Origin of the sequence: Ochrobactrum sp. WV_118_8 (assembly GCF_039631535.1) — a bacterium.
In the GTDB taxonomy this organism is placed as follows: domain Bacteria; phylum Pseudomonadota; class Alphaproteobacteria; order Rhizobiales; family Rhizobiaceae; genus Brucella; species Brucella anthropi.
On record NZ_JBDIUZ010000002.1, the window covers coordinates 1135457 to 1162436 of the forward strand.

Here is a 26980-nt window from a genome sequence, read left to right on the forward strand (position 1 = left end):
CGCGATAAATCTACCAAATCATAGCAATAGAGGTCGGGTACTCTCCCGCTTCTGTTCGTTCATCTGGTTCTGCAACATGGCGTTGTTGCCCGCATTGGCTGTCATTTTCTGTCTGTTGCAGATCGTGCAGGCCCGCGCTGAAACACCCGCTCTGGTCACGCCAAACGAGGTTCAATCCGGCAGCCTTCTGCTGGAGACAAACGAAGCCGGACGTTACGTCGAAGCGCCTCGGCTCGCAACGGACGTCGATCTCGATGTGAGTGGACCGACGGTCCGAGCCCGGCTGACGCAGGCATTCGAGAACCCGACCGACGGTTTCGTTGAAGCCTTGTATGTTTTCCCATTGCCAGAAGAAAGTGCGGTCTATTCGCTGAAGATGGTCATCGGTGATCGTGTGATTGTCGCTGACATCAAGGAGAAGCAGACAGCCCGCGAAATATATGAACAGGCGAAAAGCGAAGGCAAAAAAGCAACGCTGATCGAACAGCAGCGACCCAACGTGTTTACCAATGCGGTCGCCAATATCGGTCCGCACGAGAAAGTCGTTATCCAGATCGAGTATCAGCAGGCGGTACGGCTTTCCGATGAGCGTTTCTCGCTGCGTGTGCCTTTAGTCGTCGCACCGCGTTACAACCCGGACAATGCCTACCCGGTTGTCCAGGAAGTCGAAATGAAGAACGGCTGGGGCAAGTCGAGCGATACGGGCAAGCCTGATACTTACAATGCGCCACTCGTGACGCCTTTGGCCCCACCGGCTGCCCTGCGAACAAATCCTGTGGGCATCTCAGTCAAACTTAAGGCAGGCTTCCCGCTTGGAAAGGTTGAGAGCCTTTTCCACAAGGTCAGGATCGATACGACGAACGACGCGACACGGGAAATCACGCTGGACGGAATGGCAGCTGCAGATCGTGATTTCGTTCTGGAATGGAGCGCCGTCGCAAGCGATGCACCGCAGGTCGGGCTGTTCCGCGAACATATCGGCAAGGATGACTATGTGCTTGCCTATGTTACGCCACCGGCGCTTGCCAGCCCAAAAAAGGTCCAGCGTGAGGTCATCTTCGTGATCGATAATTCCGGATCAATGGGTGGTACTTCCATTGAACAGGCGAAGGCCAGCCTGGATTATGCACTGTCGCAACTTCAACCCGGAGATCGTTTCAACGTAATCCGCTTCGACGACACATTGACCAAATTCTTCGAAGATTCAGTCGATGCCAATCAGGAGAATATCACGTCCGCTCGCCGCTTCGTGACGAGCCTTGAAGCGCAAGGCGGCACGGAAATGTTGCCTGCCCTTCATGCCGCGCTTGATGACAGTAATCAGGGTAATGGATTGCGCCAGATCGTGTTTCTGACCGACGGCGAGATCAGCAATGAGCAGCAATTGCTGGATGCCGTTGCAGCACGTCGGGGGCGCTCGCGTATTTTCATGGTCGGCATCGGCTCTGCCCCGAACGCCTATCTGATGAACCGTGCGGCTGAACTTGGACGTGGAACCTTCACCCATATCGGGTCGGCGGCTGAAGTGAACGAACGCATGCGGGCTCTGTTCGACAAGCTTGAAAAACCGGCTGTTACCGATCTGAAGACCAGTTTCTCGGAAAAGAATGTGAGCATGACGCCCTCCCTTTTGCCCGATCTTTATCGTGGTGAACCACTTGTCATCGCAGCGCGAATGGGCAAGGCGATCGGAAACCTTGCTATTGAAGGCCAGATTGATGGCCGTCCGTGGACAGTCAATCTGCCACTCGATCAGGCAATAAATGCTGAAGGCATTTCAAAACTGTGGGCACGTCGCAAGATCGATGATGCGGAAGTGGAACTTACCCTTGGGAAAATTTCCCAGGACGCCGCCGATGCGCGTATTCTCCACCTTGCGCTGGAGCATCATCTGGTCAGCCGTCTGACGAGCCTCGTAGCTGTCGACAAGACACCGTCGCGACCGGCAAATGCGCCGCTGACCCGTGCCGATATTCCTCTGCAACTGCCCGCGGGCTGGGATTATGACAAGCTGTTCGACATCCGTGCGGATCGCACCGTCGGGGATCACGCAAACATGGACATGAATGGTGTAAATGACGCTGTCCGCAGCCACGAAAGCCCTGCATCACCATCATCGCCATCGCAGTCGATCCCGCTGCCGCAAACGGCAACGCCAGCGACACTACTGCTCATGCAAGGCTTGGGTCTGATACTGATTGGCTTGTTCGTCTTCTGGTTCTTCCGCCGCAAGGAGAATGCGTGATGTCTATCAATCCGATTATGACGGGGAGCGCACTGTGGCGCTCCTTACTCCCCACGGTGGGCATCGTGCTGATTGCGCTCGGGATGATAATTGCCAGTCAGGGAATCTGGATCCATGCGAAGGCATTTGTGGCACAGATCCTCCTCGAACGAGCTTTTGCGGAAAGCATTGAAACTGGCGCACCAGTCAAACCCTGGAGCTGGGTCGATACATGGCCGGTTGCCCGCATCGAAGCTCCACGACTTAATGAATCCGCCATCGCGCTGAAAGGCTCCAGCGGTCAGGCATTGGCTTTCGGCCCCGGTCATCTGGACAATACGCCGATGGCCGGGGAACGGGGAACAGCCGTGTATGCTGCGCATCGCGATACACATTTCGCTTTTCTGAAGAATATCGAGAAGAACGATCAGATACTCGTCACCCGCAGCGACGGTAAGGCGATTTCCTATCGTGTTAGTCATATGGCCGTCGCGCGTTGGGATGAAGCGAAGATCGCCGTGAATAGCGAAGGCCGTCATGTTGTGCTGTCGACCTGTTATCCATTCGATGCTATCACGCCTGGGCCGCTCCGCTATCTGGTTTATGCGGATATGGAAGAACCACAATAACCCAGCACGAACTATCGGTTTTCACAAAAACAGATGACGTGATCGAAGCCCGGATAAGCTCTCTTCCTGAAACTGAATGTTGCAAGAAGGCCCAATCCCAGAATTGCGAAAACACCCCCAACGACCAACACGACAGATGTCGTCGCCGATATAAAACTGCCGAATATCAACACCGCTGCCATCGAAGCTATGGCTATCGCCCACTCAATCTTGCGGGGCTTTGGCATCAGATGCCACGTCTCCGGATCAATACCGGCTTCAACGAAAATATCCGGGTCGAAACACAAATTCGAGCGAGCTGCCATGTTCTGTAGCAGAGCAATACGCAGGGCGTCAGCATTGACGAACCACAGACATTGCATGCCACGTTCCCGCAATGACATTGGAAGCGAATACTCGTTCTGCGTTCCGTCGGGCATTTTATAACCGAACGCTATCCGAGGCTCCCGCACAGGCCCTTTCAAAATGAGACGAACGTCATAACGTGCCATCTGACCGGACGCTATGCGCGCCCATTCGATCTTGGTGCCTTGCTTCTCCACAATTCCATTACCTGAACCGTATTCAACGCTCTCCGGTGTAATGGTGATCCAGGCGCCAGCCAAAAGACCAGCGCGTGCAAACATGAAGGCCGGAACAAGAAGCATTGCTGCGATGAGTGTCGATACAATTAGGGCTATCGGATCGAGGTCAGGGCTGGGTCGGATGAGAATCGTGAGTGCAGGAAGCGCCAACGCAACACACGACAGGAGCATGGCAATGCCAAAACACATCCATCGCGTTGCCGTGATATCAGGGATACCGGTAAGCGAGCGATCCTGTCGGTTAGTTGAATCGAATGCTATGATCCGCACAACCGAATCTTGATGCCGCGTTGCTGGATTGACATGGGAGTGTGATGCTGACGCCTGCCGCTTTGCCAGTTTCGGCTTCATCTTTCGCTTTGCAGTCTGTTTCACCCTTATCGCCGTACCTGTTGCTTCATCTCTCCTGACATACCACCCAAGCGTTGCGCGCAATTTAATGTGACGCTACCATTCCAAATGGATCAACCTCAACGGGCCGGCGAGTTTCATAACCAGAGAAGACGGCTCCCAAAGGCAATCTTGCTGTATCCAGAGCATGGCTGCCGGGTAACAAATCCTGTCCAACCTTGACCCGGCCGCGCCTTCACTTTCTCATGATGCATTCAGCGAATACGCCGTAACAGCCTCTCACGATAGGTATCGACAATCACGGCGAGGATGATCACGGTGCCAATTATGATTGGCTTGTAATTATCGCCGATACCAAGCAATTGCAGCCCGGTCGCGAGCACCTGCAAAATACAGGCCCCGGCCAGCGTGCCAACGATTGAGCCCTTACCGCCGAAAAGGCTTGTCCCGCCGATGATGACGGCTGCAATCGCGTTCAGTTCATAGCCAACGCCCGCAATCGGGCTGCCGATGTTCAGGCGCAGGAGATAAACAATCGCAGCAATACCAGCGGTGACGCCGGAAATGACAAATGCAGCGATTTTGTATGTGTCGGGATTGTGTCCCGACAGGCGCACAGCCTCATCATTGGCGCCAACCGCATAGATCATGCGACCGAAAACCGTAAAGCGCAAAACGAACCAGCCAACAGCAATCACGGCCACTGCGATCAGGAAAATCGACGGCAGAAAGCCTCCGACAATCAGATTGCCGAAGTCGACAAAACCCTGCGGAAGTCCGGTAATGGTAGAATTATTGGAAACCACCCGTGCCGCACCGGCGGCGATGTTCAGCATGCCCAGCGTGACGATAAACGACGGGATTTTCCAGTAGGTTGACACCTTGCCGTTGATGAAGCCACAAAGCCCGCCAACGGCGACGCATGCCAGGACTGCCAGCGGGATTGACAAGGCCGGTTCCAGACCGGACGTCATGATAAGAGCGCCAACGACCGTGCATAAGGCGAGCACAGAGCCGACCGAGAGGTCAATGCCACCAGTCAGGATGACGAAAGTCATACCTGCCGCAAGGACCGTATTGATCGCGATCTGAACGAAGATCTTCAGCGCGTTGCCCGATGTTGCGAAATAGGGCGCAGTGACGGAAAATACCAGCGTTATCAGGATCAACGCCAAGAATACGCCGGCATCACGCAACAGGAAGCGCTTCAGCTTCTGGCGGTCGGCAGCACCGGGGTGTTGGGCAGATGGAGAAATGGGTTCCGTCATGCGTGAACATGCTCCTGATAGGCGAGCGAAAGAATACGCTCCTGATCGAATTGAGATCGGTCCAGCTCCCCAACCAGTTTGCCGTTCGAGAAAACAATGATGCGGTGGCACATGCCGATCAACTCGGGCAGATCCGAGGAAATCATGATAATTGCCTTCTGGTTCGCAGCCAACATCCACAGAAGTTGATAAATCTCGCGCCTGGCGCCGACATCGACCCCACGTGTCGGTTCATCGAGTATCAGTGTGGACGACCCGCGAAACAGCCATTTTGCCAGAACCACCTTTTGCTGATTGCCACCGGAGAGGTTACGCACCGGCGTATCGATAGACGCAGTCTTGACGCGCAGCCGCTCGACCAGCTCAGTTACCGCGCCTTTCTCCACCCGGCTATCCAGCAGGCCACCGTGCGAGATTTTCTTCAGGTCGGTGATCGTGGTGTTGATAGACACGGGCATGTCTAGCAGCAGCCCCTGGCTCTTGCGGTCTTCTGTCAGAAAACCCAGACCATTACGCACGGCATCGCGCGGGTCACGGATAGTCACCGGCCTTCCATCTATATCGATTTCCCCTGCCGACCTTGGATCGGCGCCGAAGATTGCACGCATCACCTCGGTGCGGCCCGACCCGACCAGACCGGCGACACCCAGAATTTCTCCATGACGCACCGAAAACGAAACCGGCGGAGCGCCGCTGTTGCGCTTCACGTTCCTCACTTCCAGAGCGACGGACCCAAGCTTGATATCGGCATTAAAGCCATACTCATCCGCAATGTCGCGACCGATCATCATGCGTACCAGATCCGGCACGCGCAGCCCCTGCAGGTCGCGCGTCTCGACCAGGCGGCCATTGCGCAACACCGTCACGCGGTCGCCAATCTCAAAGACCTCGTGCAGACGGTGAGAAATGTAGATGATCGTGACACCCTTCGCCTTCAGCCGCTGGATGATCGCAAACAACCGTTCAATTTCCGGCGGAGTCAATGTCGCCGTCGGCTCGTCCAGAACCAGTAGTTTGCTGTCATAACCGAGCGCCTTGGCGATCTCGACCAACTGCATTTGCGCAACGCCCAGCTCCGAAACCGGCATACGCGGATCGACCGCCAGACCGACCTCAGCCAAAAGCTCTTCGGCGCGCCGGTTCAATGTCGCTCGGTCCATGATGCCGAAGCGTCTCGGCAGGCTTTCCAGCATCAGGTTTTCGGCAATGGAAAGATGCGACAGCAGGTTGAGTTCCTGATGAACGATGCGGATTCCCTGAACCTGCGCGTCATGCGGGGTCTTTGGCTTGTAGGGCCGGCCGTTCAGAAAAATCTCGCCCGTGTCGGGCTGATATATGCCAGCAAGAAGCTTGATGAGAGTTGATTTACCCGCACCGTTTTCACCCAGAATGATATGTGTCTCGCCACGCTGCAGCTCCAGCGTGACACCGTTTAGCGCAACCACCCCCGGAAAGGTCTTGCCGACATTTTCCAATCTCAAAATGGCGTCGGCTGACTGCATATCTGTTCCTGCCTGCCAGGTGAAGAGGAGCGGCACTCGGAGCGCCGCCCCATAATTGGCAATGTTTGGAAGATCCCGGTTTTCAGAGATCCTGGGCCGTGATGAGCTTGATGTCCGTCTTGACCCAACCGGAGAACTTTTCGCCTGCCAGTTCCTTGAGGCCGTAATCAATGCCCATGGCCGCCATCTGTGCGCCGAACTGATCGACGGTTGCGAGCATCTTGCCGTCCTTGATCAAAGGCTGGACAGCAGGAATGTTGTCGAAGCCCACGACCTTGATCTGGCCCGATTTTCCGGCGGCATCCAGCGCCTTCACGACGCCGAGCGCCATGGAATCGTTGGCCGCCATAACACCTTGAATGTCCTGATACTGGGTCAGGAAATTGGTCATCAGCGTGTTGGCTTCTTCCGTTTCCCAATGGGCAGTCTTGGAATCGAGCAGTGTCAAACCGCCTTCGGCCACGGCATCGTCAAAGCCCTTCTTGCGTTCCTTGGCATTGTCTGCCTCAGGATTGCCTTCAAGGATAACCACCTTGCCGCCCTTGCCGAGTTCCTTGGCAAGCGCCATGCCGGCAAGCTTTGCGCCCTCGCGATTGTCCGGACCGAAAAAGGCAAGGTCGACACCCGCCTGCTTTTTCGCCTCTTCATCGAGCGCCACGTCAATATTGATGACTTTGATGCCGGCCTCCAGAGCCTTTTTAACCGGCGTCACCATGGCCTTGGAATCCGCCGGAGCCAGCACGATCACATTGAACTGCTGCGTGATGAAATTTTCCACAGCATCGACCTGTGCGGCAAAATCACGTTCGTCCTTCATGCCAACAGCGGCAAAGGAGAACTTGTCGGTGTTCTTGGCGGCGTAGTCCTCGGCACCTGCCTGCATCTGCTTGAAGAACTCGTTGGCGAGCGACTTCATGACCAGACCGACTTTGGGCTTGTCAGCTGCAAAAGATGGCAGGGACGGTAGAAGCAGAGCACCGGCGCCCAGTGCGCTCGATGTTATAAACTGGCGTCGTGAAATTGAAACCCGACCCAGCCCTGTAATAATTGAACTTTTAGTCATGAATTCCTCCCCTCACTTCAGTAAAATCTGCCGTGTTACTGTAGCGTAGTGCCGTCGATAGAATACTGTCAAGACGGCAAGATAAAGGGAGACATTCGCGATTTCCGTCCTGCATGACGGAAACCGCGTGGAACGAACCGGATCGCTATCCGATGGAACTGGAGTTCCAATCCTTATCCTACGAAGAGTCAGGCAAGACGCCCATATTGGCGCAGCACGGCACGAAGACGTTCGTGATCTATGGCCTGAACAAGCAGCCGGTCAAAGGGTGTTCCACCCATATCCTCAGCCGCGATCATCGCATTAACCACTGCCTCTTCCACACTATCGACCGCCGCCAGATAGACGGTATCAAGCGGCTCGTCATTCACCATCTCGACGTCCAGAAAGGGCGCGGAACGATGCTGCATAGGTCTCTGGTTGGCGGTGGAAAAAGCGATAAAAATATCGCCCGAATTGTTACCGCCCGGCGTTCCGTTACGGCCGATGCCGATGCTTGCACGACGCGCTAGGCGCTTCAGCTGGTGCGGCATCAGTGGCAGATCGGTCGCCAGCACGACGATGATCGAGCCGCGCTCCTGCAACTGGCTCTGCGGCGTGCCATCCCGCATATGCTGCCCCACCGGCACACCGGCAATGGTCAGCCAATCGCGCTGCCCGTGATTGGCCTGCACCAGCGCACCGATGGTGAAACTGCGACCGCCGAACTCCACGACGCGCGATGCCGTGCCTGTACCGCCCTTGAAGCCATAGGTGATCATACCGGTGCCGCCGCCGCAATTGCCTTCCTGCACCGGGCCGGATGCAACATTGTCGAGCGCCTTGCGCACATCCGCTTCCGTCACAGGAAAGCCGTTGATGTCGTTGAGTGCACCGTCATAAGTTTCTGCGACAACCGGCATGATCCAGAGGAAATCGTCGGTCTGGTAGGTCGAGGCATAGCGGTCAACCATCCAGCGCACTGTCGCATGATGTGCCATGCCGATACCGTGCGTGTTGGTGATAACGACAGGGCCCAGGAAGTAGCCGCCATCTTCGATCCAGTGCGTTCCGGTCATCTCACCATTGCCGTTGAAGCGATGGACGCCTGCATAAACCGGAACCGGGGTTTCAGACTGCTTATGCGGCAGAATGGCGGTCACGCCGCTACGCGCTGGACGCTTGCGGCCGGGGCGCGGCTCGTTCTCGATAATGGTCTGAAAGCCGACGCCAACGCCATCGACATCGGTGATCGCGTTGTACGGACCGGTCACACCAGTGAAAGGAAGCCCAAGATCGCGAGCGCGCGGTTTACGTGTAGGTTTTTGTGAAGTCATATTATTTCTGCCGAGAACGAAGATAGAGACCGAGCGAAGCCACAACGAATGAGAAGGTCAGCATCATCACGGCAATCGCATTGATTTCCGGTTTGATGCCGCGACGCAGCATGGCGAAGATGAACATCGGCAGGGTCGTAACATCAACGCCTGCGATAAAATAGGTGATGACGAGGTCATCCATGGAAATGATGAAGGCAAGTAACGCACCACCGAGAATGCCGGGCATGAGCTGGGGCATGACGACCTTGCGGAACGTGCTCCATTCATTGGCGCCAAGATCGGCCGATGCATATTCCAGCGTGCGGTCCATACTGGCCAGCCGGGCCGAAACAACAATGAAGACATAAGAGATCAGAAAAGTGCATTGGCCGATAATAATCGTGGTCAGCCCCAGATGAATACCCGCGTTGACGAAGAAGATCAGGAGCGCAATGCCCAGCACGATATCCGGCATCAACATGGGCATGAAAAGCGTCACCTGATAGAACCGCTTTCCCAGAAAATTGTAGCGATGCATGGCCAGCGCCAGCGCAGTTCCGAGAACAGTCGATATCAGTGTCGTTGAAGTCGCAATCTTCAGGCTGTTGAACACGGCTGCCACAAGCTGATCCGTCGATTCAATATAGAGTGCGCTTTCCGAAACCACTGTCTTGAAGCCCAGAACCTGCGCATACCAGTCGGTCGTAAAGCCGCTCCACACCATCATGTTCACCGGATTGGCGTTGAACGAATAGACGATGATAAGTGCCAGCGGGATATAGATGAAGGCGAAGAACAACGCGACGTAGAGCAGCAATCCGCCATTGAAGAGAGACCGGGCGATTTTCATGGTTGCGTCTCCCTTACCGCTACAACGCTTCGGCGGCATTGCGCCGGTTTGTCAAAAGCACATAACCAAACAGCAGCAGCAACATGACGGCCATCACCATCATCGCGAGCGCCGACCCGAACGGCCAATTGCGCGCCGACAGGAACTGTCCTTCGATCAGATTGCCGAGCATCATCACCTTGGCTCCACCCAGCACTGCAGGCACAACAAAGTTTCCGAGCGCAGGAATGAAGACAATTACCGAACCCGCAGCAATGCCGGGCGTGGTCAGCGGCAGGACAATCCGGAAGAATGTCCGCACCGGGCCGGCTCCCAGATCAAGCGACGCCTGTACCAGACGCCAGTCCAGCTTTTCAATGCTTGCATAGATAGGCATGAACATGAACGGCAGGAACACATAGACCATGCCCAGCACGATAGCGCCGTCGGTATAGATCATGTCGAGGGGACGCGAGATAATGCCGAGCGACATCAAGGTCTCGTTGAGCAACCCTGTCGGGCGCAGGATCATCACCCATACGAACAGCCGCACAATCAGGCTGGCGAAGAATGGCAAGGTAATGAGGAAGATGCAGAAGTTCTTCCACCTGTCGGGAAGCCTGCTGATATAAAAGGCGGCCGGATAAGCGACCAGCAAGGCGGCAATGACCGTCACGATGGCTATCCTCACCGAGCGGAAGAAAATCGCCAGATAGATCGGGTCGAATTCCTCGAATGCCGGATCCGCGAAACCAAGGATACGCCCGAAATTATGAGGATAGAACTCCCATTCGACGCCACCATAAAGACCAGGCGCGAGAAAACTCGTTACCACCATGATCGCGAGTGGAATGGCAAAGAAAACGATCAGGAACAGTGTCGCCGGTCCGAGAAGAACTGCCAGCTGAAGACGCCGCAAGCTCGCGAGGTTCATCACGCAGCCTCCCCTTCGCAAAGAAGATGGACCGTAGCCGGATCGTAATACCAGCGCGCGGCCTGCCCCGGCTGCAGATCATTGACCGAGTTTCGGTCCACCGCCGGAATCTGCGCCGTCAGCTTGCGCCCGGAAGCGAGGTGTCCGAGCAATTCGAAAGACGAACCGATAAAGGCAATCTGGTCGAGCGTGACATCAAGCGCCCCATGTCTTTCATTGCGCGCGATAAGCGAGAAGTTTTCTGGACGCAGAAGTGCGGTGCCCCTGCCTTTGGCTTTGCCTTCACCATCGTGCTGCAGAACCGTTCCATCCGGCAGCACAAAGCCGTTGGCGTCGACTTGTCCTTCCAGAAGATTGCTCGCACCGACGAAATTGGCGACGAAGGCATTGACCGGGCGATCATACACAACCCGCGGCGCGTCCAGTTGCTGGATGCGCCCATTCGAGAGCACCGCCACCCGATCCGACATTGTCAGCGCTTCCTGCTGGTCGTGCGTGACAAAGATGAAGGTAATGCCCAGCTCGTGCTGCAAGGTCTTCAGTTCGAACTGCATCGCCTCGCGCAGGTTCTTATCAAGTGCAGATAGCGGCTCATCGAGCAACAGCACCTTCGGGCGGGCCACGATGGCCCGGGCCAGAGCCACACGTTGCTGTTGGCCACCCGAGAGCTGTCGCGGCAGGCGGGCCTCCAAACCAGCCAGCCCCACCATCTGCAAAACAGCCCTGACACGCTCCGTGCGCTCCGCCTTGCCGACACCAGCGACTTCCAGAGCATATCCGGCGTTCTGCCCCACACTCATATGCGGAAACAACGCATAGTTCTGAAAGACCGTATTGACCGGGCGGCGATAAGGTGGACGGTCCGTCATGTCGACGCCGTCAATCTCGATCCGTCCGGCATCCAACGCAGCGAACCCGCTGATCGCCTGGAGCAAAGTCGTCTTGCCGCAGCCCGAAGGGCCCAGCAAAGTGATGAATTCATTACGGCCGATATCCAGATCGATACCGTCCAATGCCTTGACCTCGCCGCCCTCCGGACTCGCAAAGGTCTTGGCCGCGGAAACCAGCCGTACAATCGCATCCCGCATTTTCGTTCCCCGAAATGTTATTTAATTAACTCTTGCGTGATTTGGTTATGTTGATATCATTTTCCAGTACAAGTCAACGCCCCGAAGACCGTACTTTGCATCCCTGCCAAGGCAGAGAAATGAAAGCGGGCCGCGGGGAAAAATATGACAAGGGGAACTACAATGACGATCTTCAATGGTGCTGTTCCGCGCCTTGGATTGATTGCGCTCACCGTTCTGGGCATGTCTGCAGGCAATAGCTTCGCAGATGACTTGAACATCTATAACTGGGGCGAATACATCAATCCTGCGGTGCTTCAGAAATTCGAAGAAGAGACCAAGGTCAAGGTCAATCTATCGACCTACTCCTCCAATGAGGAAATGCTGGCCAAGATTCAGGGTGGTGCCAGCGGTTACGATATCGTGTTTCCGTCCGTGCATATGCAGGACATCATGGCCAAGCTCGATCTGCTTGCGAAAACCGATATCAATACATATGAGGGCTTCAAGAACATCGACCCGCGCTTTCTGCGCGCCAAAAGCGACCTCAACGGAGAATATTGCCTGCCTTACGCCTTCGGCACGGTGGGCATTCTCTATAACCGTCGCGTGCTCGGCAAGGACGTGACCGGCTGGAAGGATCTTCTTGCGACGGTCAAGGAAAAGGGTCTCAAGATCACGCTTCTCGATGACATGCGTGAAGTGCTGGGTGTTGGGCTTCTTCTCAACGGAAACTCCGTAAACTCCACCGACCCGAAGCAACTTCAGCAGGCCGCAGACACTGTCATCGAAATGAAGCCGTATGTGGCTGCTTTCACCTATGATTCCCGTCCCATGGTCGGCGCGGGCGACGTTGCCGCCGCGCATTATTTTATCGGCAGCATGGTGGATGTTTTAGGCAATCCGAAAGATTTGGGTTACGTCATTCCGGAAGAAGGTGCGACCATGTACCAAGAAGATATGTGCGTTCTCAAAACAGCCCCGAACAAGGACAATGCCATCAAGTTCATGCAGTTTTACACGCGCCCGGAAATCGCCGCGCTCAACGTAGCCCAACAGACCAACGGGACGCCCAATGTGCCGGCACGTCAGCTGACACCTGACAACATCAAGAACAGCACGGAAATCAATCCGACAGACGAAACGATGAAACGACTCCAGATCTTCGAGGATCTGGGTTCCGGCGTGCGCCAGCTCGACCGGGCATGGACAAAGGTAAAAACAGCGCAATAAGCTGTTGTGCTGGCTCCGGTCTTCATCATCAGGGTCGGAGCCAAAGCGGGAGGGGTAAGTTTGTCCAAAGAAATTCTCATACGTCTCCAAAGTGCGGAATTACGCAAATCCAAGGCCGACAAGCTGATCGCAAGCTATATCGAGCGTAATCTGGCAGAACTGCCATTCGAAACGGCAAAGTCCATCGCCGAGCGTCTTGGCATTTCCCAGATGACGGTCGGTCGCTATTTGCGACGGCTCGGTTTCGACGGGCTGGAGGAGTTAAAAACAGCGTTAAGGCGAGGTCGTTCCAACCCCGCATGGCAGGTCAAGGGGCCGGTTGCCCGGCTCCAGCAGGATTTTCGCGAAGGCAAGCTACTTGCCGGTCTGGTGCAACAGCAGATCGAAAATCTCGGCACCGTCTATGAACTGACTACCCGTCCTGAATGGCAGGAGACCATCGACGCACTGATCGGGGCAAGCGAGGTCTATGTTGCAGCCTATCAGAATGTGCGCGGCATAGCGCAATATTTTGCGTCACAGCTCTCCTATTCGCGTCCGGGAGTGTCCTTCATGGACGGGTTGAACGGCACCTATGCAGAAGTCCTGGATGGCTCCAGGGAAAACCGCGTTCTGTTTCTGCACGATGTCCGCCGTTTCGCGTCAAAAGCCCGCCCTCTAGCCATTGAAGCGCGCCGAATGGGCGTAAAAGTGATACTTTTTACCGATGAATTTTGCCCGTGGGCAAGCGAGGTGGCCGATATTGCGCTGATCGTACCCGGTTCTCACGGTCCACTTTGGGACGGCGCGGCAACGATGACTGCCATCATGGATCTCATGCTTTCGCATATCATCATACAGCTCGGTAGTCAGGTGGATGAAAGAGTGCAGAGTTTGACCCGTCTCCAGGATATTTTTGGCGATTTCGAGAGTTAAAGCATTTCCAGCAAACGTGCGGAGCGGTTTTGCATGAGGCAAATGCAATGAACCAAATACTTAGAGCGGTTTCAGCGACTCCGTTTTAACTGGGAGCGCTCTGGCGAAAAGCTACCCTTCAAAAGTCTGCAAAACTTGCAAAGACCAGTTTTGGAAACCAGTTCCGAGAAATGAAACTCCGATACCGCCTAATCGCATCGGAAGAGATGAGCATACGTGTCTTCATCGCTCCCACGTGAAGACATATTGACATCGCACGGCCCATCTCTTAATTGTTCAACAATATTATTGAACAAAAAAGGGAACGATATGCCTACTCCAACAATCTCAAAACGCGTGACTGAACTGAAATCAGCCTTGCTCGCTGCCACATTTGCCGTCGTTGCGTTGGCCCCGCATGAGGCCGCAGCCGCGCCTCAGACCGTCAAGGAAAACACACTGTCGGTCGGATCTGACCTGACCTATCCTCCCTTCGTCTACATGAAGGACGGCAAGCCGGCAGGTTTCGATGTCGAGCTGATGGAAGGGGTGGCAAAGCAGCTTGGGCTTGCTGCAGAGTTCAAGGACACGCGCTTCACCAGCCTCATCACTGGTGCACGCGCCAACCATTTCGATGTCATTGCATCGGCGCTTTACGTCACGCCTGAGCGGCAGAAGATTCTCAATTTCATCCCGTACATCAAGGCTGGCTCGTCCCTGCTCGTGCTGAAGGACGCCAAGTTCCGCCCGGCGAACGAAAAGGAGCTGTGCGGCAAGATCATCGGGTCGATGCAAGGAGCGTCCTGGCTCCCGAAGCTGAAGGCACTGTCGGAAGATTATTGCGCCAAGAACAATCTCGGCGCCATCGAGACACGCGAATTCGATACGGATGCGCAGGTCACGCAGGCATTGCGCAGCGGCTCGGTCGACGTGGAATTCATGGATAATGTCGTTGCTGCCGAACTGCTGAAGAAGTTCCCCGACGATTATGCCGTTACATCCAGTGCGCTCATCTATCCGATCATGGTGGGTGTAGCCACCACCCCGCAGAACAAAGAGCTTTTCAATGCCATGAACGATGCTTTCGCCCAGATGCGAAAGGATGGTTCCTATGACGCGCTCGTCAAAACCTATGGCATGGAGCCTGTCACCGACGATGAAATCAAAGCGGTCGTTTCCACGGCTCAATAAACCGGAAGCGGGGCGGACTGGCCCCATTTCCCTCTGCATGGCCGAAACGGGAGGCTTCGCTTGAACTACGATTGGCATTACGCGCTCGGTCTGCTTGCAGACCGGGATTTCTGGGAGGCGAGCTGGGTTGTGATCAAGCTTAGCCTGCTGAGCTGGCTTCTGGCGGCGATTGCGGGCTTCGGTCTGGCACTGGCAAAGCAATCATCATGGTCGGTGATCAACGGTCCCGCACGGGCCTATATCTGGTTCTTCCGAAGCCTTCCGCTTCTGGTACTGCTGATTTTCATCTACAGCCTGCCGCAGGTCTTTCCGGTCCTTCGCACCCTCCTGTCGAATGCTTTCGCGGCTGGCCTGATCGCGCTTGTCATCAGTGAAACCGCTTATATGGCAGAAATCCATCGGGGTGGTTTGCTCGCCATTCATAAAGGCCAGATCGAGGCGGGGCGTGCGCTGGGTCTGAGCTTCCTCGGTATCCAGCGCCTGATCGTCGTTCCACAGGCAATCCGGGTTTCATTACCCGCAATGTCGAATGAACTCGTCACCATCGTCAAGCTCACTTCTCTGGTTTCGGTCATTTCGCTTGCCGAAATCCTGCTTGTCGGCCAGCGGCTCTATACGCAGAATTTTCTGGTGCTCGAGACGCTCACCGTCGTCGCCTTCTTCTACGTCCTCATCGTCACGCTGTTTGATCGCGGTCTTTCAATGCTGGAACGCCGCTCGGATGTGATACGGCGCGGTCAGAAGGCACGCACCTTGTCGCCACAGGAGGTTGCGGCAAAACTGTCCGGCACTGAAGCTCCCGTCGATCGCGCGCAAGGCAAATCCCAGCAAGCCGACACCATTGCCCTGGAAGCAACTGAACTTCGCAAGGCCTATGGTTCGCATGAAGTGTTGAAGGGCGTCAGCCTGACGGTGAAATCCGGTGAGGTCATCTCCATCATCGGTCGTTCGGGCTCGGGCAAGACGACCTTCATTCGCCTGCTCAACGGACTGGAACGTCTCGATGCCGGTGAAGTAAAACTGCACGGCTCGCCGTTCATCTCGGCCGAATTGACGCAATCGGGCAAGCATATTTTCCGGGAAGACGTTTCCCTGATCCGCGATGTCGGCATGGTGTTCCAGAGCTTCAATCTTTTCAATCACAAGACTGTGCTTGAAAACATGCTCCTTGCGCCTCTGTACCACAAGATCGGTGCGCGAGCCGACCTTGAGCGGCAAGCCTTTCATTATCTGAACAAGGTGGGCATGGCCGCCCATGCGGAAAAATATCCGCACCAGCTTTCGGGCGGTCAGCAGCAGCGCGTTGCAATCGCTCGCGCCCTGATGATGTCGCCAAGCATCATTCTGTTCGATGAACCCACTTCGGCACTCGACCCGGAAACCGTCGAGGAAGTGCTGGGCGTTATCCGCTCGCTCGCAAGCGAAGGCGTGACGATGGTCATCGTAACCCATGAAATGAACTTCGCTTTCGAAGTCTCCGACAGAATTCTCTTTATGGACGCGGGCAAGGTCGTCTGCGACGATACGCCGGATAAACTCAAATCCGGTATCTATCCGCAGTTGAAACCTTTCCTGAAGAATATGACGGTCTGAAACATGAACCAGCCTGCCACCCTTCGTGATCCCGCATTCATTCGCGTCGCCAATGCCATACGCGACGACATTCTCAAAGGCCGCCTGTTGAGCGGCACGAGCCTGATCGAGGCCGAACTGATCAATGTCTACGATGTATCGCGCAACACCCTGCGCGAAGCCATGCAGCTTCTGCGTCAGCAGGGGCTGGTCTCGCAGGAGCCGAACAAGAGCGTCCGCGTGAAACGGCTAACGGAAACGGACATTCGCGACATCTTCGTGGTGCGCCGGGTCGTCGAGCTCGGCGCACTCCGTGGGCGAAACTCGGTTCCCGCCGACTGGCTGGAAAGGCTCAACGAGGTGATCCGCAATGAAAGTGAAGCGACCGCCCGCGCGGACTGGACGGCGGTGGCCCGCCAGAGCCTTCTCTTTCACCAGGAAATCGTATCGCTGCATGGTAGTCCTATCTTCGATCAGATGTTCTCCCTGCTCGTGACCCAGCTGCGTCTGGTTTTCGTCACCGGCAACGAACAGGCTTTCCATGAACCTTGGTTGAAAAGAGAAGCCGAAATCTGCCGCCTCATCGCAGCGGGTGACTGCGAAGCCGCCTCCGGTCAGCTTGAGAACTATCTCGCGGATTCAGAGAAAATGCTGACGGCATTGGTCCGGAACTGATCGCAGCCGATTGCGATAGAGCGCGTTTCGCTTCGATTGAAGCAGATCGGCGCTCTAACCTCTTATATTTCAAGCATAATCTTATCGATCCTCGTTTCACTTCGGTCGGATTATGCTCTAACGGGACATGCTTTATGAAACACGATCCGCAAGACAAATCCGGATTGGGATCTGCCATGGCTTGCAACCGGGTTGAAAAGCTCGACCTGGCGCTGTCTGACTATGCGGCGCGTGACTGGAATGCGCGAGAGGTTTTTCTCAACCGGCGGTTCGAGGCGGCCCGCACCGAGCTCGGCCATTGGCAAGCGCTCAGTGAAACCAATCGTGAACTCCCGCCGCTTGCAGGACTGACGATGACGGTCAAGGCCTGCTTCGACACTGAAGGCTGGGTGACCAGCTGTGGTTCGAAAGCATTACAAGAGGCAGCTCCTGCAAGTGCAAGCGCCGCTCTGGTGCGCAGGCTTCGCATGGGTGGCGCAACACTGCTCGCGCAGACAAACATGACCGAATTTGCTTATGGCGCGCTCGGGGTCAACACACATTTCGGCACGCCACGCACGCCGCTCGACCCTGCCGGAGAGGCGATCGCTGGCGGCTCTAGTTCTGGTGCAGCGGTGGCCGTCGCGCGCGGATATAGCGATTTCGCCATCTGCTCCGATACCAGCGGTTCAGCGCGCATTCCAGCGGCTTTCTGTGGCGTCGTGGGCTTCAAACCAAGCCGCGGACGCTACGAAACCGATGGAATGCACTGGTTGTCGACCAGCTTTGACGTGCCGGGGATCATCAGCACTTCGGTCGCCCATTGTCGCCTGATCGATGATGTTGCCACCGGCATCCCGGCAAGGAAACCGCGGCGCTCAAAGCAGATAAGACTGGCAGTTCCCCGCCTGCTTTCGGAAACCGCTCTCGACAATACCGTTGAAGATCTTTTCGGGGCTTGCCGGTCCGCTCTGGAAGCAGCAGGAATTGTCGTCCAGGATATCGAACTTCCAAGCTTGATCGAGAGTGCCAGGATTGCCGTCGATGGCGGGATGATCGGTGCCGAGGCTTACGCGCTTCATCGCGAGCGGCTCGCCGTCGATTTCGATAGTTATGATCCCTTGGTCGGAACGCGCATTCAAAAAGGTCGGGAAAATCCCGCCTATCTCTATGTGAATGCATTGAACGCCCTTGCTGCCTGCCGTGAGCAGTTCGACGCGGAAATCGAGGGTTTTGACGGTTTCATTCTGCCGACCGTTCCCATGCTGCCGCCCGCCTTGGCCACGCTTGCAGACGAGGAAACCTATCTGGCGCTCAACCGGCGTGCATTCTCGCTGACAGAATTCGCCAATCGTCTTGATCTGCCCAGCATCTCGCTACCAATCGGGAAGCACCCTGCCGGTCTCATGCTGACCGGACTGCGCGGCGAGGACGAGACGCTACTGGCCATCGCAGAAGTACTCGAGCCGCTGGCCGCCAAGTTTTAACAGCCTTTTTGACACTGAAATGAGGAGAATACTATGATTGTCGTGACATCCGATGAAATCGCCGGCACCGCACGCGATGCTTCCGGACCCGGTTGGGAAAGCCGCCGCATGATCGTGCGTGACGACGGCATGGGCCATTCGGTCCACGAAACCCGCGTCAAGGAAGGCGCTGAACTGCACCTGCACTACAAGAACCACTTCGAAACCAATTATTGCTTTTCCGGTGAAGGCGAAGTCGAACACAAGTTGAGCGGCGAAGTGTTTCCGATCCGCCCCGGCACCATCTATGCGCTGAACGAAAACGACCCGCATATCCTGCGCGCGACCAAGGGCGACCTTGTGCTGGTCTGTGTTTTCACGCCACCGCTGGCTGGCAATGAAGTGCACCGCGAAGATGGCAGCTACGCTCCCGCCGACTGAAGTATAGAGTTTCGGCAATTGAAAGAAAACGCCGCGATTGATCGCGGCGTTTTTGTTGATCTGCTGTTGGTTCAGAAACCGTGTGTGCGATCATATCCGTTGAGAGCAGGCGGCGCCCAGCCTTCCGGCAGACGTTCTGGCTTGTAAATCTCTACCACCATCGGATGGCAGGCGGCAGTATCGGAAGAATGTTCTGCCGAACAGTCACCCCCGGGACAGGCCGACAGACAGCCAAGAAGATTGATCTCGGCAAAGAATTCCAGATAGTCGCCCGGTCGAACAGGGCTTGCCTTCATGAAATATTGCCCAGTATCCCGGGTGAAGCCCGTGCACATGAACACGTTGAGCACGTCGTGAATATAGGTTTCGGCCTCGTGCAGCGGCTTGCCCGTCTGCTTCGCAAAAGCGCGCGTGAGGTTGGAATGGCAGCAGTGATGGTACTGCCCGCCATGACTCAGAAGATTATTGGTATAAGGATCGCAGCGCGTGCCGATCACGTCATGCACCGCGCCGCCAAATTCGTCGAAACCATACCAGTCCAGACTGTCGTGAGTGATGGTGGCCATCGGACGCAAGTAAGGAAAACTGGAGAACAGCTGGTCTCCCAGCCCCACATGGGTTCCGTTGAGCGCGCGCGTCTTGCCGCTATAGAATTTCTCGTTGAGGTCGTCCGCATTGAACAGGTTGAGATCACCGACCTGCGGTCCCTCGCTGCATACGATACGGCAGAAATGCCCGGCCAGAACGGACCAGCACTCTGCATCCCTCGGCTGCACGGTGATGCGCTCGACAAGAACAAGTTTGTCGCGAAGGGCGCGATAGGCATCGAGATCAGGTCGTGGCAGCGTATCGACCGGATAACAGATCACTGGTTTGACGGCCATGCGAGCAGCGGCATCGGCAGGCCGCGGCGTGATCGAGTTTGTCTTCATGAAGCGCTCTGTCGTTCTCTTGCGTTTGGATCGCCACGATACGCCACCGCGCATTCCATGACGGACAAGTTCTAACATGGAAGATATCGTTCAACAATATTGATGAATAATCATAGGCACTGCCATACTTTATGTCAGCCTTGTTTGAAGAGCTTCAAAGCGACATGCGAACAGCGACGGAACAATACATCTGTGGTGCGTAATAGAACGCCGATCTGATTGAATCAGATCGGCGTTCTAACTGTTTGTTTTGGCGCAGATCTTGTTCACAAGAAATGCCTTTCACTTCTCGGCATTTCCCCTAGTGAGCTATCATGACATGACGCACGGCGGTGTAATCTTCCAGCGCGTAAATCGACATGTCCTTGCCGTAACCCGACTGTTTCAGGCCGCCATGCGGCATCTCGTTTGTCAGCATGAAATGGGTGTTGATCCATGTGCAGCCATATTGCAGGCGGGCTGCGGCCTGCATGCCCTTGCTGACATCCTTGGTCCAGACCGACGAGGCAAGGCCGTAATCACTGTCGTTGGCCCATCGCACGGCTTCATCGACTTCGCTGAAGCGTGTGACCGATACAACCGGACCGAAGACTTCCCGGCGCACGATTTCATCTTCCTGCAATGCTCCGGCGATGACGGTCGGTTCGAAGAAAAAGCCATTGGCACCGGACGTATTACCACCTGCGGTCACCTCGATATGCTTGTGCTCGCGAGCGCGGGCGACGAAACTTCCGACACGGTCGCGCTGTCGGCGGGAAATGAGCGGTCCGATCTCGTTCTGGCTGTCGTCGTCGAGATTATAGCGAATACTGGAAACGGCCGACGACAGGTCAGCGACGAAACGGTCGTAGATGCGTGCATCGGCATAGATGCGGCAGGCAGCGGTGCAGTCCTGTCCGGCATTGTAATAGCCGAAGGTGCGGATACCGTTGACGACCGCTTCTATGTCCGCATCGTCGAAGACGATGACCGGCGCTTTGCCGCCAAGCTCCAGATGAGTGCGCTTCACGGTTTTGGCCGCGGCCTGCAAGACCTTCTTGCCGGTGGCGACATCACCGGTGATCGACACCATGTCGATCCGCGGATGGTTGATCAGCGCGTTGCCGACGGTTTCACCTCGCCCCAGAACGACATTGACAACGCCCTCGGGCAGAATATCCGCCAGCAGCCTGGCCATTTTCAGCGCGGTCAGAGGCGTCTGTTCGGACGGTTTGAAAACCACCGTATTACCGCCTGCAATGGCTGGCGCCAGTTTCCATGCCATCATCATCAAAGGATAATTCCAAGGAGCGATGGAGCCGACAATGCCAACCGGATCACGACGGATCATCGATGTGTGGTTCGGGATATATTCGGCGGCAAGCGGTCCATGAAGATTACGCACTGCACCCGCAAAGAAGCGATAACAATCCACGATGGCCGGAATCTCGTCATTGATGACAGCATTGATCGGCTTGCCGCAATTGAGCGCTTCCAGCGTGGCGAACCCTTCAGCGTCCCGCTCAATCGCATCGGCGATTTTGAGGAGATAATTGGAACGTTCGGCGGGTGTGGTGCGTGACCAGGTCTTGAATGCCTTGTCGGCGGCGGCGACTGCAGCGTCGACCTGTCCTAGCGATGCCTCGGGCAGCTTGAGAACGGTCTCTCCGGTCTTGGGATTGAGGACGTTTTCTTCCGTCTCCGTACCCGCTTCAAAGCGCGAGCCAATCAGCATTTCGGTGTTCATGTCGTTCTCCCTTGTGTCATTTCCCGTGACCGGCGACCTGATCGCCATCGCGGGTGAGATAGTAGGCTGCGAGGATGGGCAGGAAGGTCACCAGAACCACCACCATGGCCACCACATTGGTGACGGGGCGCTGGCGCGGACGGATCAGTTCCTGAAGCATCCAGATCGGCAGGGTCATCTGCTGGCCGCCAGTAAATGTGGTGACGATCACCTCATCGAAGGACAGTGCGAAGGCGAGCATGCCGCCTGCGAGCAGGGCCGTTCCGATATTCGGCAGGATGACATAGCGGAACGTCTGGAACCCGTTGGCGCCAAGATCCATCGAGGCCTCGATCAGCGAACCGGAGGTGCGCCGGAAACGTGCAACCGCGTTGTTATAGACGACCACCACGCAGAAGGTCGCGTGACCGAGCACGATGGTCCACATCGAAAACGGAATGTCGAACAGCGAGAAGGCCGAGCGCAAGGCGATGCCGGTTACAACGCCGGGCAAAGCTATGGGCAGGATGACCAGCAGCGAAATGCTTTCGCGTCCGAAGAAATGCGTTCGGCTGACAGCGGCGGCGCACAACGTTCCAAGCACGAGCGCAATCAGGGTCGCAATCGTCGCCACCTGCACGGAGAGCGCCAGCGACGACCAAACATCGGCGCGATTCCAGGTGACTTCGAACCATTGCAGCGTGAAGCCCGGCGGCGGCCATTGATAGCTCTTCTCTTCCGTCGTGAAGGCATAGACGAAGATGAGCAGGATCGGCAGATGCAGGAAGGCGAGACCCAGTCCGGCAGCAAGCTTCAATCCGAAGGAAGCGCGGTTGTTACGATCAGAGCGCATCGAAAGCCCCCTGTTTCTTGGCGATCCACAAATAAATGGCCATGATGACGATCGGCACGACGGAGAAGGCAGCCGCCAGCGGCACATTGCCTGCCGTTCCCTGCTGGGTATAGACGGCCTGCCCGATGAACAGGCGCGACGAGCCGATGATCTGCGGAATGATGTAATCGCCAAGTGTCAGCGAAAAAGTGAAGATCGATCCCGCAATGATGCCCGGCATGGCAAGCGGCATAAGCACGGTTCGGAAAGTCTGCGCCGGCGTTGCGCCGAGATCGGACGACGCCTCGACCAGATTGCCGGGCACACGCTCAAGTGCTGCCTGCGTCGGCAGGATCATATAGGGCAGCCAGATATAGACGAAGACGATGAACGTGCCGAGATAGCTGACCGACAGCGAATTGCCGCCGATGACGGGTAAGGACAGGATGCCGTCAAGCAGCCAGGACAGGTGCAGTTTTGCAAATATCCAGGTCAGGATGCCTTCCTTGGCGAGGATCAGTTTCCACGCATAGACCTTGACCAGATAGCTCGACCAGAGCGGCAGCATGATGCCGAGATAGAACAGCGCTTTCCAGCGCCCACGTGCGTAGCGGGCGGCATAATAGGCGATGGGAAAGGCGATGAAGGCCGATGCGACCGTGACCAGCGCAGCCATCGAGACGGTGCGTATGATGATGTCGAGATTGGCCGAGTTGAAGAGCTGCGCATAGGTGGCAAGCGTGAAATTATAGTCGATCAGACCGGAGAAATCATCGACCGAGAAGAAGCTCTGCAACAGAAGTGCGATCAGCGAGCCGATATAGATGATGCCCAGCCACAAAAGCGGCGGCGTAATCATGAGAAACAGCAGCAATCCCGGACGACGCCAGAACAGGTCAGAGAGGCGACCGAGCATTCCGCCGCGCTGCGGCAAGATGGAAGCCGCCGGATTGGTCCCGGAGTTCGCGAGTGTGGAAGCCTGCACGCCGGTCATGCTGCTTGATCCATATAATGAACGTCACCCGGATTCCAGACAATACGGATATCCGATCCGGTCTCGGGAACGGTTGCACCAGCAGGCAGCATGACATGCAGTCTGGCGCCTTCAGCTTCAACACCGAGACGTGTAGCGGACCCAAGGAAGCTGGCGGTTTCGATCCGCGCCGCGACCCCGACCTTATCACTCTTGTCTGCAAGGCGAATGGATTCCGGGCGGAGGCTTGCCCAACGTCGTTCGCCGCCGAATGCAGCCATAACCTCCGGCGCGACCACATTGGAGGAGCCGACAAAGTCGGCAACAAACCGGGTTTGCGGGCGGTTATATATTTCCTGTGGCGTTCCGGCCTGAACGATACGACCATTGTTGAAGACAGCGATACGGTCCGCCATGGACAGCGCTTCGCCCTGATCATGGGTCACGAAGACAAAGGTGATACCGAGCGCCTTTTGCAGGCTCTTCAGCTCTTCCTGCATCTGCTCGCGCAGTTTGAGGTCGAGAGCACCGAGCGGCTCATCGAGAAGCAGCACTTTGGGCTTATTGACGAGGGCGCGAGCCAGCGCGACGCGCTGTCGCTGTCCGCCGGAAAGCTGGCTCGGCTTGCGTGCGCCATAACCGGGCAGCTTGACCAGTTCCAGCATGTCCTCGGCGGCACGGTGTCGTTCGGTCTTTCCGGCGCCCCGTACCATCAGCCCATAGGCCACATTGTCCAGAATGCTGAGATGCGGAAACAGCGCGTAATCCTGAAAAACCGTGTTGACGTTCCGTCGATAGGGCGGAACGCCGCCAGCACTTTCGCCGAAGATCTCAATCTTGCCGTCAGTCGGCTGCTCGAAGCCTGCAATCAGCCGCAGACAGGTTGTCTTGCCAGAACCGGAAGGGCCCAGCATGGCAAAGAATTCACCGGACGCGATGGTCAAATTGACATGATCGACGGCACGGACTTCGCCGAAGTAACGGCTCACATTTTCGAAACGAACTGCTGCTGTCATGGTTCTATCCATCATGGAGCGCCAGCCTCTGTTGGCGGGCGGGCACGTCTTTCCGTTCCCTTCCTTCAACAGAAGGAAGGGCGATCTTCGAGCTTATGATAGTCGATGTCAGCGACCGCCAATGACGCCGATATAATCCGATACCCAGCGATGATAGGGCACGCATTCGCCCTGGCTTTCGCATTTGGCTGTCGGCGTGCGCCAGAAGCTGATCTTGGCGAAATTATCGAAGCCGTTGGTCGCGCAGCCTTCGTCGGTCAGGAGCGCATTACCCTTGCAGGCTGCCGGAACCGACGGTACCGCACCGAACCAGGCTGCGGCATCGCCCTGAACTTTCGGTTTTAGCGAATGCTCGAACCACTTATAGGCACAATTGGGGTGCTCGCTATCCACATGCAGCATGGTGGTGTCGGCCCAGCCGGTCGCACCTTCCTCCGGGAAAGTCGAGCCAATCTTTGCGTTTTCCGATTTCAGAAGATTGACCTGGAACGGCCATGAGCCGGAAGCCACGACACCTTCATTCTTGAAATCGTCAATCTGGATCATGGCGTCATGCCAATAACGGCTGACGAGCTTGCGCTGTCCACGCAAGAGATCAAGTGCTGCCTTATACTGGTCTTCATTGAGTTCGTACGGATTCTTGATACCAAGTTCCGGCTTGTGCTTCATGAGATAGAGGGCGGCGTCCGCAATATAGATTGGGCCGTCATAGGCCTGCACGCGGCCCTTGTTGGACTTGCCATCCGGCAGGTTCTGTTCTTCGAACACCACGTTCCAGCTCTTCGGCGCTTCGTCCTTGAAGACGTCGGTGTTGTACATCAGCACATTCGGCCCCCAGAGATAGGGCACACCGTAATGCACGTCCTTGACGGTGAACCACGGCGCATTTTGCAGCCGTTCGTCTACGGTCTTCCAGCTTGGGATAAGGTCAGTATTGATCGGCTGAACACGCTTTCCAGCCACGAGGCGGAGAGAGGCGTCACCGGAAGCGGTGACCAGATCGAAGCCGCCTTCATTCATCAGCGCGACCATTTCATCGGAAGTGGCGGCGGTCTTCACGCTGACCTTGCAGCCGGTTTCCTTCTCGAAATCCGTAACCCAGTCGTAGTTCTTGTCGGTCTCGCCGCGTTCAATATAGCCCGCCCAGGCCACGATGCTCAGCGCGCCTTCACCTTGGCCGATCGCTTTCAGCGGTTCGGCGGCGATGGCCTGCGTCGCAAAGCTTGCGACAGCCATCAAAGCGGTACAGGATTGCAGAATCTTTTTCATCGACCACTCCCGTTTTTTCACATTCAGTGATTTTGTTCCCGGAACGGATCGTGTGCTGAAACCTTGCCTTTCGCAAATTCATTTATCGAAAAGCTGATATCGGTTTTCCCGATATCGAAGACTAACGCAGTCTGCCGGAACGGGCCGCTTCGGCAATGCCAATAAAGTCACGCGCGGATTGGGGCAGGCTCGATCCCTTGCGCCAGGCCATGCCGACCTGCACGACAGGCAGTGACCCAGAGACATCGCGGCTTTCGATCCGATCACCTTCCAGCGACCATGGGCGATAGACGAGATCGGGAAGGAGCGCGATGCCTGCACCGGTGGCTACCAAACTGCGCACGGCTTCCACTGAACGCGTGCGAAAAGCCACATGCGGACGGGCGCCGAGGGCGGCCAGAAGCTTGCCGGTATTTTCCTCGATTTCATCAACCGTCAGCATGATCAGAGGTTCCTTCGCGATATCGCTTACCGAAATGCTGTCCGTCGGGACCAGCGGATGGCCCAGAGGCAGCCACAGCCGATAGGGCGAGGTTTCGAGAATTTCCGCGTGAAGTGCCATACGGTCCCGGAGATTGGAGATAACCATCACTGCCACATCCAGTTCACCACCGACCAGGAGATGTTCAAGATAGGAACCATTATCCTCAATGGCGCTGATTTCAACGCCGGGAAAAGCCCGGCGATAGCGGGCAAGCAGGTCCGACAGCACATAACCCGCGACGAGCGAGGTGACGCCGAGATTGAGTTTACCTTTTTCCTGAATGCGATTGTCCGTGAAGGAGCGGCGGGCATCCGATACGTCTGCCAGAATTTTCGTTGCGTGGCGCAAAAACTGATGACCGTTATGTGTAACGGTAAGGCCGCGAGGGTGCCGTTCGAAAAGCTCTACATTCAGGTCCGTCTCAAGTTCTTTGACGGCTTCTGTAACGGACGATTGGGAAATGGATAGTTTCTGCGCCGCACGGGTCACAGACCCCTGTTCGGCCACAGCGATGAAGTATTGTAACTGCCGCAGGGTAAACGCCATTTTTTCAATTAAGCAAGCGCGCA

The 26980-nt window shown here is 56.1% G+C and carries 24 protein-coding genes; 9 read left to right on the forward strand and 15 right to left on the reverse strand.

Translation table 11 applies throughout. The annotated features are described in order from the left end of the window. Positions 1-76: 76 nt before the first annotated feature. Together ABDF71_RS19350 and ABDF71_RS19355 are read left to right on the forward strand one after the other, a co-directional pair. Positions 77-2245, forward strand: coding sequence for a marine proteobacterial sortase target protein (locus ABDF71_RS19350; RefSeq protein WP_258124626.1), 2169 nt, complete (start codon positions 77-79; stop codon positions 2243-2245). Continuing rightward, a complete protein-coding gene (locus ABDF71_RS19355) occupies positions 2245-2853 on the forward strand; it encodes a class GN sortase (RefSeq protein WP_010660482.1) in 609 nt (202 codons plus the stop codon). Before ABDF71_RS19350 ends, ABDF71_RS19355 begins: the two co-directional genes overlap by 1 nt. A gap of 11 nt (positions 2854-2864) precedes the next feature. Here the strand turns inward: ABDF71_RS19355 and ABDF71_RS19360 are convergent, their stop codons facing one another. From ABDF71_RS19360 to ABDF71_RS19395, 8 genes are all read right to left on the reverse strand, one after another. Then, positions 2865-3812: a hypothetical protein gene (locus tag ABDF71_RS19360; RefSeq protein ID WP_235916889.1), complete on the reverse strand. Its 948-nt coding sequence runs from the start codon at positions 3810-3812 to the stop codon at positions 2865-2867. A 230-nt stretch (positions 3813-4042) separates the two neighbouring features. Next, positions 4043-5056 carry an ABC transporter permease gene (locus ABDF71_RS19365; RefSeq protein WP_010660484.1) on the reverse strand — a complete coding sequence of 338 codons (1014 nt, stop codon included), beginning with the start codon at positions 5054-5056 and terminating at the stop codon, positions 4043-4045. After that, a complete protein-coding gene (locus ABDF71_RS19370; RefSeq protein WP_010660485.1) occupies positions 5053-6558 on the reverse strand; it encodes a sugar ABC transporter ATP-binding protein in 1506 nt (501 codons plus the stop codon). The genes ABDF71_RS19365 and ABDF71_RS19370 overlap by 4 nt, the downstream gene beginning before the upstream one ends. Positions 6559-6640: 82 nt before the next feature. Then, on the reverse strand, positions 6641-7621 hold the full coding sequence (locus ABDF71_RS19375) for a sugar ABC transporter substrate-binding protein (protein WP_010660486.1): 981 nt from the start codon (positions 7619-7621) through the stop codon (positions 6641-6643). 188 nt (positions 7622-7809) lie between these two features. Further along, positions 7810-8937 carry a DmpA family aminopeptidase gene (locus tag ABDF71_RS19380; protein WP_029928575.1) on the reverse strand — a complete coding sequence of 376 codons (1128 nt, stop codon included), beginning with the start codon at positions 8935-8937 and terminating at the stop codon, positions 7810-7812. Between the two features lies 1 nt (position 8938). After that, a complete protein-coding gene (locus ABDF71_RS19385; protein WP_029928577.1) occupies positions 8939-9769 on the reverse strand; it encodes an ABC transporter permease in 831 nt (276 codons plus the stop codon). A gap of 19 nt (positions 9770-9788) precedes the next feature. Further along, positions 9789-10682: an ABC transporter permease gene (locus ABDF71_RS19390; protein WP_010660489.1), complete on the reverse strand. Its 894-nt coding sequence runs from the start codon at positions 10680-10682 to the stop codon at positions 9789-9791. Beyond that, on the reverse strand, positions 10682-11770 hold the full coding sequence (locus ABDF71_RS19395) for an ABC transporter ATP-binding protein (protein WP_010660490.1): 1089 nt from the start codon (positions 11768-11770) through the stop codon (positions 10682-10684). Before ABDF71_RS19395 ends, ABDF71_RS19390 begins: the two co-directional genes overlap by 1 nt. A gap of 162 nt (positions 11771-11932) precedes the next feature. Between ABDF71_RS19395 and ABDF71_RS19400 the strand changes: the two genes are divergently transcribed. The 7 genes from ABDF71_RS19400 (at position 11933) to ABDF71_RS19430 (ending at position 19200) form a co-directional block, all read left to right on the forward strand. Next, on the forward strand, positions 11933-12982 hold the full coding sequence (locus tag ABDF71_RS19400) for a polyamine ABC transporter substrate-binding protein (protein WP_010660491.1): 1050 nt from the start codon (positions 11933-11935) through the stop codon (positions 12980-12982). Between the two features lie 60 nt (positions 12983-13042). Then, on the forward strand, positions 13043-13897 hold the full coding sequence (locus ABDF71_RS19405; RefSeq protein WP_010660492.1) for a MurR/RpiR family transcriptional regulator: 855 nt from the start codon (positions 13043-13045) through the stop codon (positions 13895-13897). Positions 13898-14206: 309 nt separating this feature from the next. After that, positions 14207-15067: an ABC transporter substrate-binding protein gene (locus ABDF71_RS19410; protein WP_029928579.1), complete on the forward strand. Its 861-nt coding sequence runs from the start codon at positions 14207-14209 to the stop codon at positions 15065-15067. A gap of 60 nt (positions 15068-15127) precedes the next feature. Beyond that, positions 15128-16660, forward strand: coding sequence for an amino acid ABC transporter permease/ATP-binding protein (locus ABDF71_RS19415; RefSeq protein WP_010660494.1), 1533 nt, complete (start codon positions 15128-15130; stop codon positions 16658-16660). A 3-nt stretch (positions 16661-16663) separates the two neighbouring features. Then, on the forward strand, positions 16664-17314 hold the full coding sequence (locus ABDF71_RS19420) for a GntR family transcriptional regulator (protein WP_010660495.1): 651 nt from the start codon (positions 16664-16666) through the stop codon (positions 17312-17314). Between the two features lie 134 nt (positions 17315-17448). Then, the gene (locus ABDF71_RS19425) at positions 17449-18780 is read left to right on the forward strand and encodes an amidase (RefSeq protein WP_029928583.1); all 1332 of its coding nucleotides are present in this window, start codon (positions 17449-17451) and stop codon (positions 18778-18780) included. A gap of 33 nt (positions 18781-18813) precedes the next feature. Beyond that, the gene (locus ABDF71_RS19430; RefSeq protein ID WP_010660497.1) at positions 18814-19200 is read left to right on the forward strand and encodes an ectoine synthase; all 387 of its coding nucleotides are present in this window, start codon (positions 18814-18816) and stop codon (positions 19198-19200) included. Positions 19201-19271: 71 nt separating this feature from the next. Here the strand turns inward: ABDF71_RS19430 and ABDF71_RS19435 are convergent, their stop codons facing one another. The 7 genes from ABDF71_RS19435 to ABDF71_RS19465 form a co-directional block, all read right to left on the reverse strand. Continuing rightward, positions 19272-20132 carry an urea carboxylase-associated family protein gene (locus ABDF71_RS19435; protein WP_010660498.1) on the reverse strand — a complete coding sequence of 287 codons (861 nt, stop codon included), beginning with the start codon at positions 20130-20132 and terminating at the stop codon, positions 19272-19274. 301 nt (positions 20133-20433) lie between these two features. Then, positions 20434-21858: a gamma-aminobutyraldehyde dehydrogenase gene (locus tag ABDF71_RS19440; RefSeq protein WP_029928586.1), complete on the reverse strand. Its 1425-nt coding sequence runs from the start codon at positions 21856-21858 to the stop codon at positions 20434-20436. A 16-nt stretch (positions 21859-21874) separates the two neighbouring features. After that, complete coding sequence (locus ABDF71_RS19445) at positions 21875-22690, reverse strand: ABC transporter permease (RefSeq protein ID WP_010660500.1); 816 nt, start codon at positions 22688-22690, stop codon at positions 21875-21877. Further along, positions 22680-23663, reverse strand: a complete 984-nt coding sequence (locus ABDF71_RS19450; RefSeq protein ID WP_010660501.1) for an ABC transporter permease — start codon at positions 23661-23663, stop codon at positions 22680-22682. Before ABDF71_RS19450 ends, ABDF71_RS19445 begins: the two co-directional genes overlap by 11 nt. Then, complete coding sequence (locus tag ABDF71_RS19455) at positions 23660-24658, reverse strand: ABC transporter ATP-binding protein (RefSeq protein ID WP_029928588.1); 999 nt, start codon at positions 24656-24658, stop codon at positions 23660-23662. The genes ABDF71_RS19450 and ABDF71_RS19455 overlap by 4 nt, the downstream gene beginning before the upstream one ends. A 108-nt stretch (positions 24659-24766) precedes the next feature. Then, positions 24767-25927 carry an ABC transporter substrate-binding protein gene (locus ABDF71_RS19460; RefSeq protein ID WP_029928590.1) on the reverse strand — a complete coding sequence of 387 codons (1161 nt, stop codon included), beginning with the start codon at positions 25925-25927 and terminating at the stop codon, positions 24767-24769. A gap of 121 nt (positions 25928-26048) precedes the next feature. Then, positions 26049-26957, reverse strand: a complete 909-nt coding sequence (locus ABDF71_RS19465) for a LysR family transcriptional regulator (RefSeq protein ID WP_029928592.1) — start codon at positions 26955-26957, stop codon at positions 26049-26051. Positions 26958-26980: the final 23 nt, after the last annotated feature.

What these genes read in the sequence shown, in the direction of transcription:
- ABDF71_RS19350 (WP_258124626.1), top strand. Translation starts at nt 77, where the DNA reads ATGGCGTTGTTGCCCGCATTGGCTGTCATTTTCTGTCTGTTGCAGATC.
- ABDF71_RS19355 (WP_010660482.1), top strand. Translation starts at nt 2,245, where the DNA reads ATGTCTATCAATCCGATTATGACGGGGAGCGCACTGTGGCGCTCCTTA.
- ABDF71_RS19365 (WP_010660484.1), bottom strand. Translation starts at nt 5,056, where the DNA reads ATGACGGAACCCATTTCTCCATCTGCCCAACACCCCGGTGCTGCCGAC.
- ABDF71_RS19370 (WP_010660485.1), bottom strand. Translation starts at nt 6,558, where the DNA reads ATGCAGTCAGCCGACGCCATTTTGAGATTGGAAAATGTCGGCAAGACC.
- ABDF71_RS19375 (WP_010660486.1), bottom strand. Translation starts at nt 7,621, where the DNA reads ATGACTAAAAGTTCAATTATTACAGGGCTGGGTCGGGTTTCAATTTCA.
- ABDF71_RS19380 (WP_029928575.1), bottom strand. Translation starts at nt 8,937, where the DNA reads ATGACTTCACAAAAACCTACACGTAAACCGCGCGCTCGCGATCTTGGG.
- ABDF71_RS19385 (WP_029928577.1), bottom strand. Translation starts at nt 9,769, where the DNA reads ATGAAAATCGCCCGGTCTCTCTTCAATGGCGGATTGCTGCTCTACGTC.
- ABDF71_RS19390 (WP_010660489.1), bottom strand. Translation starts at nt 10,682, where the DNA reads ATGAACCTCGCGAGCTTGCGGCGTCTTCAGCTGGCAGTTCTTCTCGGA.
- ABDF71_RS19395 (WP_010660490.1), bottom strand. Translation starts at nt 11,770, where the DNA reads ATGCGGGATGCGATTGTACGGCTGGTTTCCGCGGCCAAGACCTTTGCG.
- ABDF71_RS19400 (WP_010660491.1), top strand. Translation starts at nt 11,933, where the DNA reads ATGACGATCTTCAATGGTGCTGTTCCGCGCCTTGGATTGATTGCGCTC.
- ABDF71_RS19410 (WP_029928579.1), top strand. Translation starts at nt 14,207, where the DNA reads ATGCCTACTCCAACAATCTCAAAACGCGTGACTGAACTGAAATCAGCC.
- ABDF71_RS19420 (WP_010660495.1), top strand. Translation starts at nt 16,664, where the DNA reads ATGAACCAGCCTGCCACCCTTCGTGATCCCGCATTCATTCGCGTCGCC.
- ABDF71_RS19425 (WP_029928583.1), top strand. Translation starts at nt 17,449, where the DNA reads ATGAAACACGATCCGCAAGACAAATCCGGATTGGGATCTGCCATGGCT.
- ABDF71_RS19430 (WP_010660497.1), top strand. Translation starts at nt 18,814, where the DNA reads ATGATTGTCGTGACATCCGATGAAATCGCCGGCACCGCACGCGATGCT.
- ABDF71_RS19435 (WP_010660498.1), bottom strand. Translation starts at nt 20,132, where the DNA reads ATGAAGACAAACTCGATCACGCCGCGGCCTGCCGATGCCGCTGCTCGC.
- ABDF71_RS19440 (WP_029928586.1), bottom strand. Translation starts at nt 21,858, where the DNA reads ATGAACACCGAAATGCTGATTGGCTCGCGCTTTGAAGCGGGTACGGAG.
- ABDF71_RS19445 (WP_010660500.1), bottom strand. Translation starts at nt 22,690, where the DNA reads ATGCGCTCTGATCGTAACAACCGCGCTTCCTTCGGATTGAAGCTTGCT.
- ABDF71_RS19450 (WP_010660501.1), bottom strand. Translation starts at nt 23,663, where the DNA reads ATGACCGGCGTGCAGGCTTCCACACTCGCGAACTCCGGGACCAATCCG.
- ABDF71_RS19455 (WP_029928588.1), bottom strand. Translation starts at nt 24,658, where the DNA reads ATGACAGCAGCAGTTCGTTTCGAAAATGTGAGCCGTTACTTCGGCGAA.
- ABDF71_RS19460 (WP_029928590.1), bottom strand. Translation starts at nt 25,927, where the DNA reads ATGAAAAAGATTCTGCAATCCTGTACCGCTTTGATGGCTGTCGCAAGC.
- ABDF71_RS19465 (WP_029928592.1), bottom strand. Translation starts at nt 26,957, where the DNA reads ATGGCGTTTACCCTGCGGCAGTTACAATACTTCATCGCTGTGGCCGAA.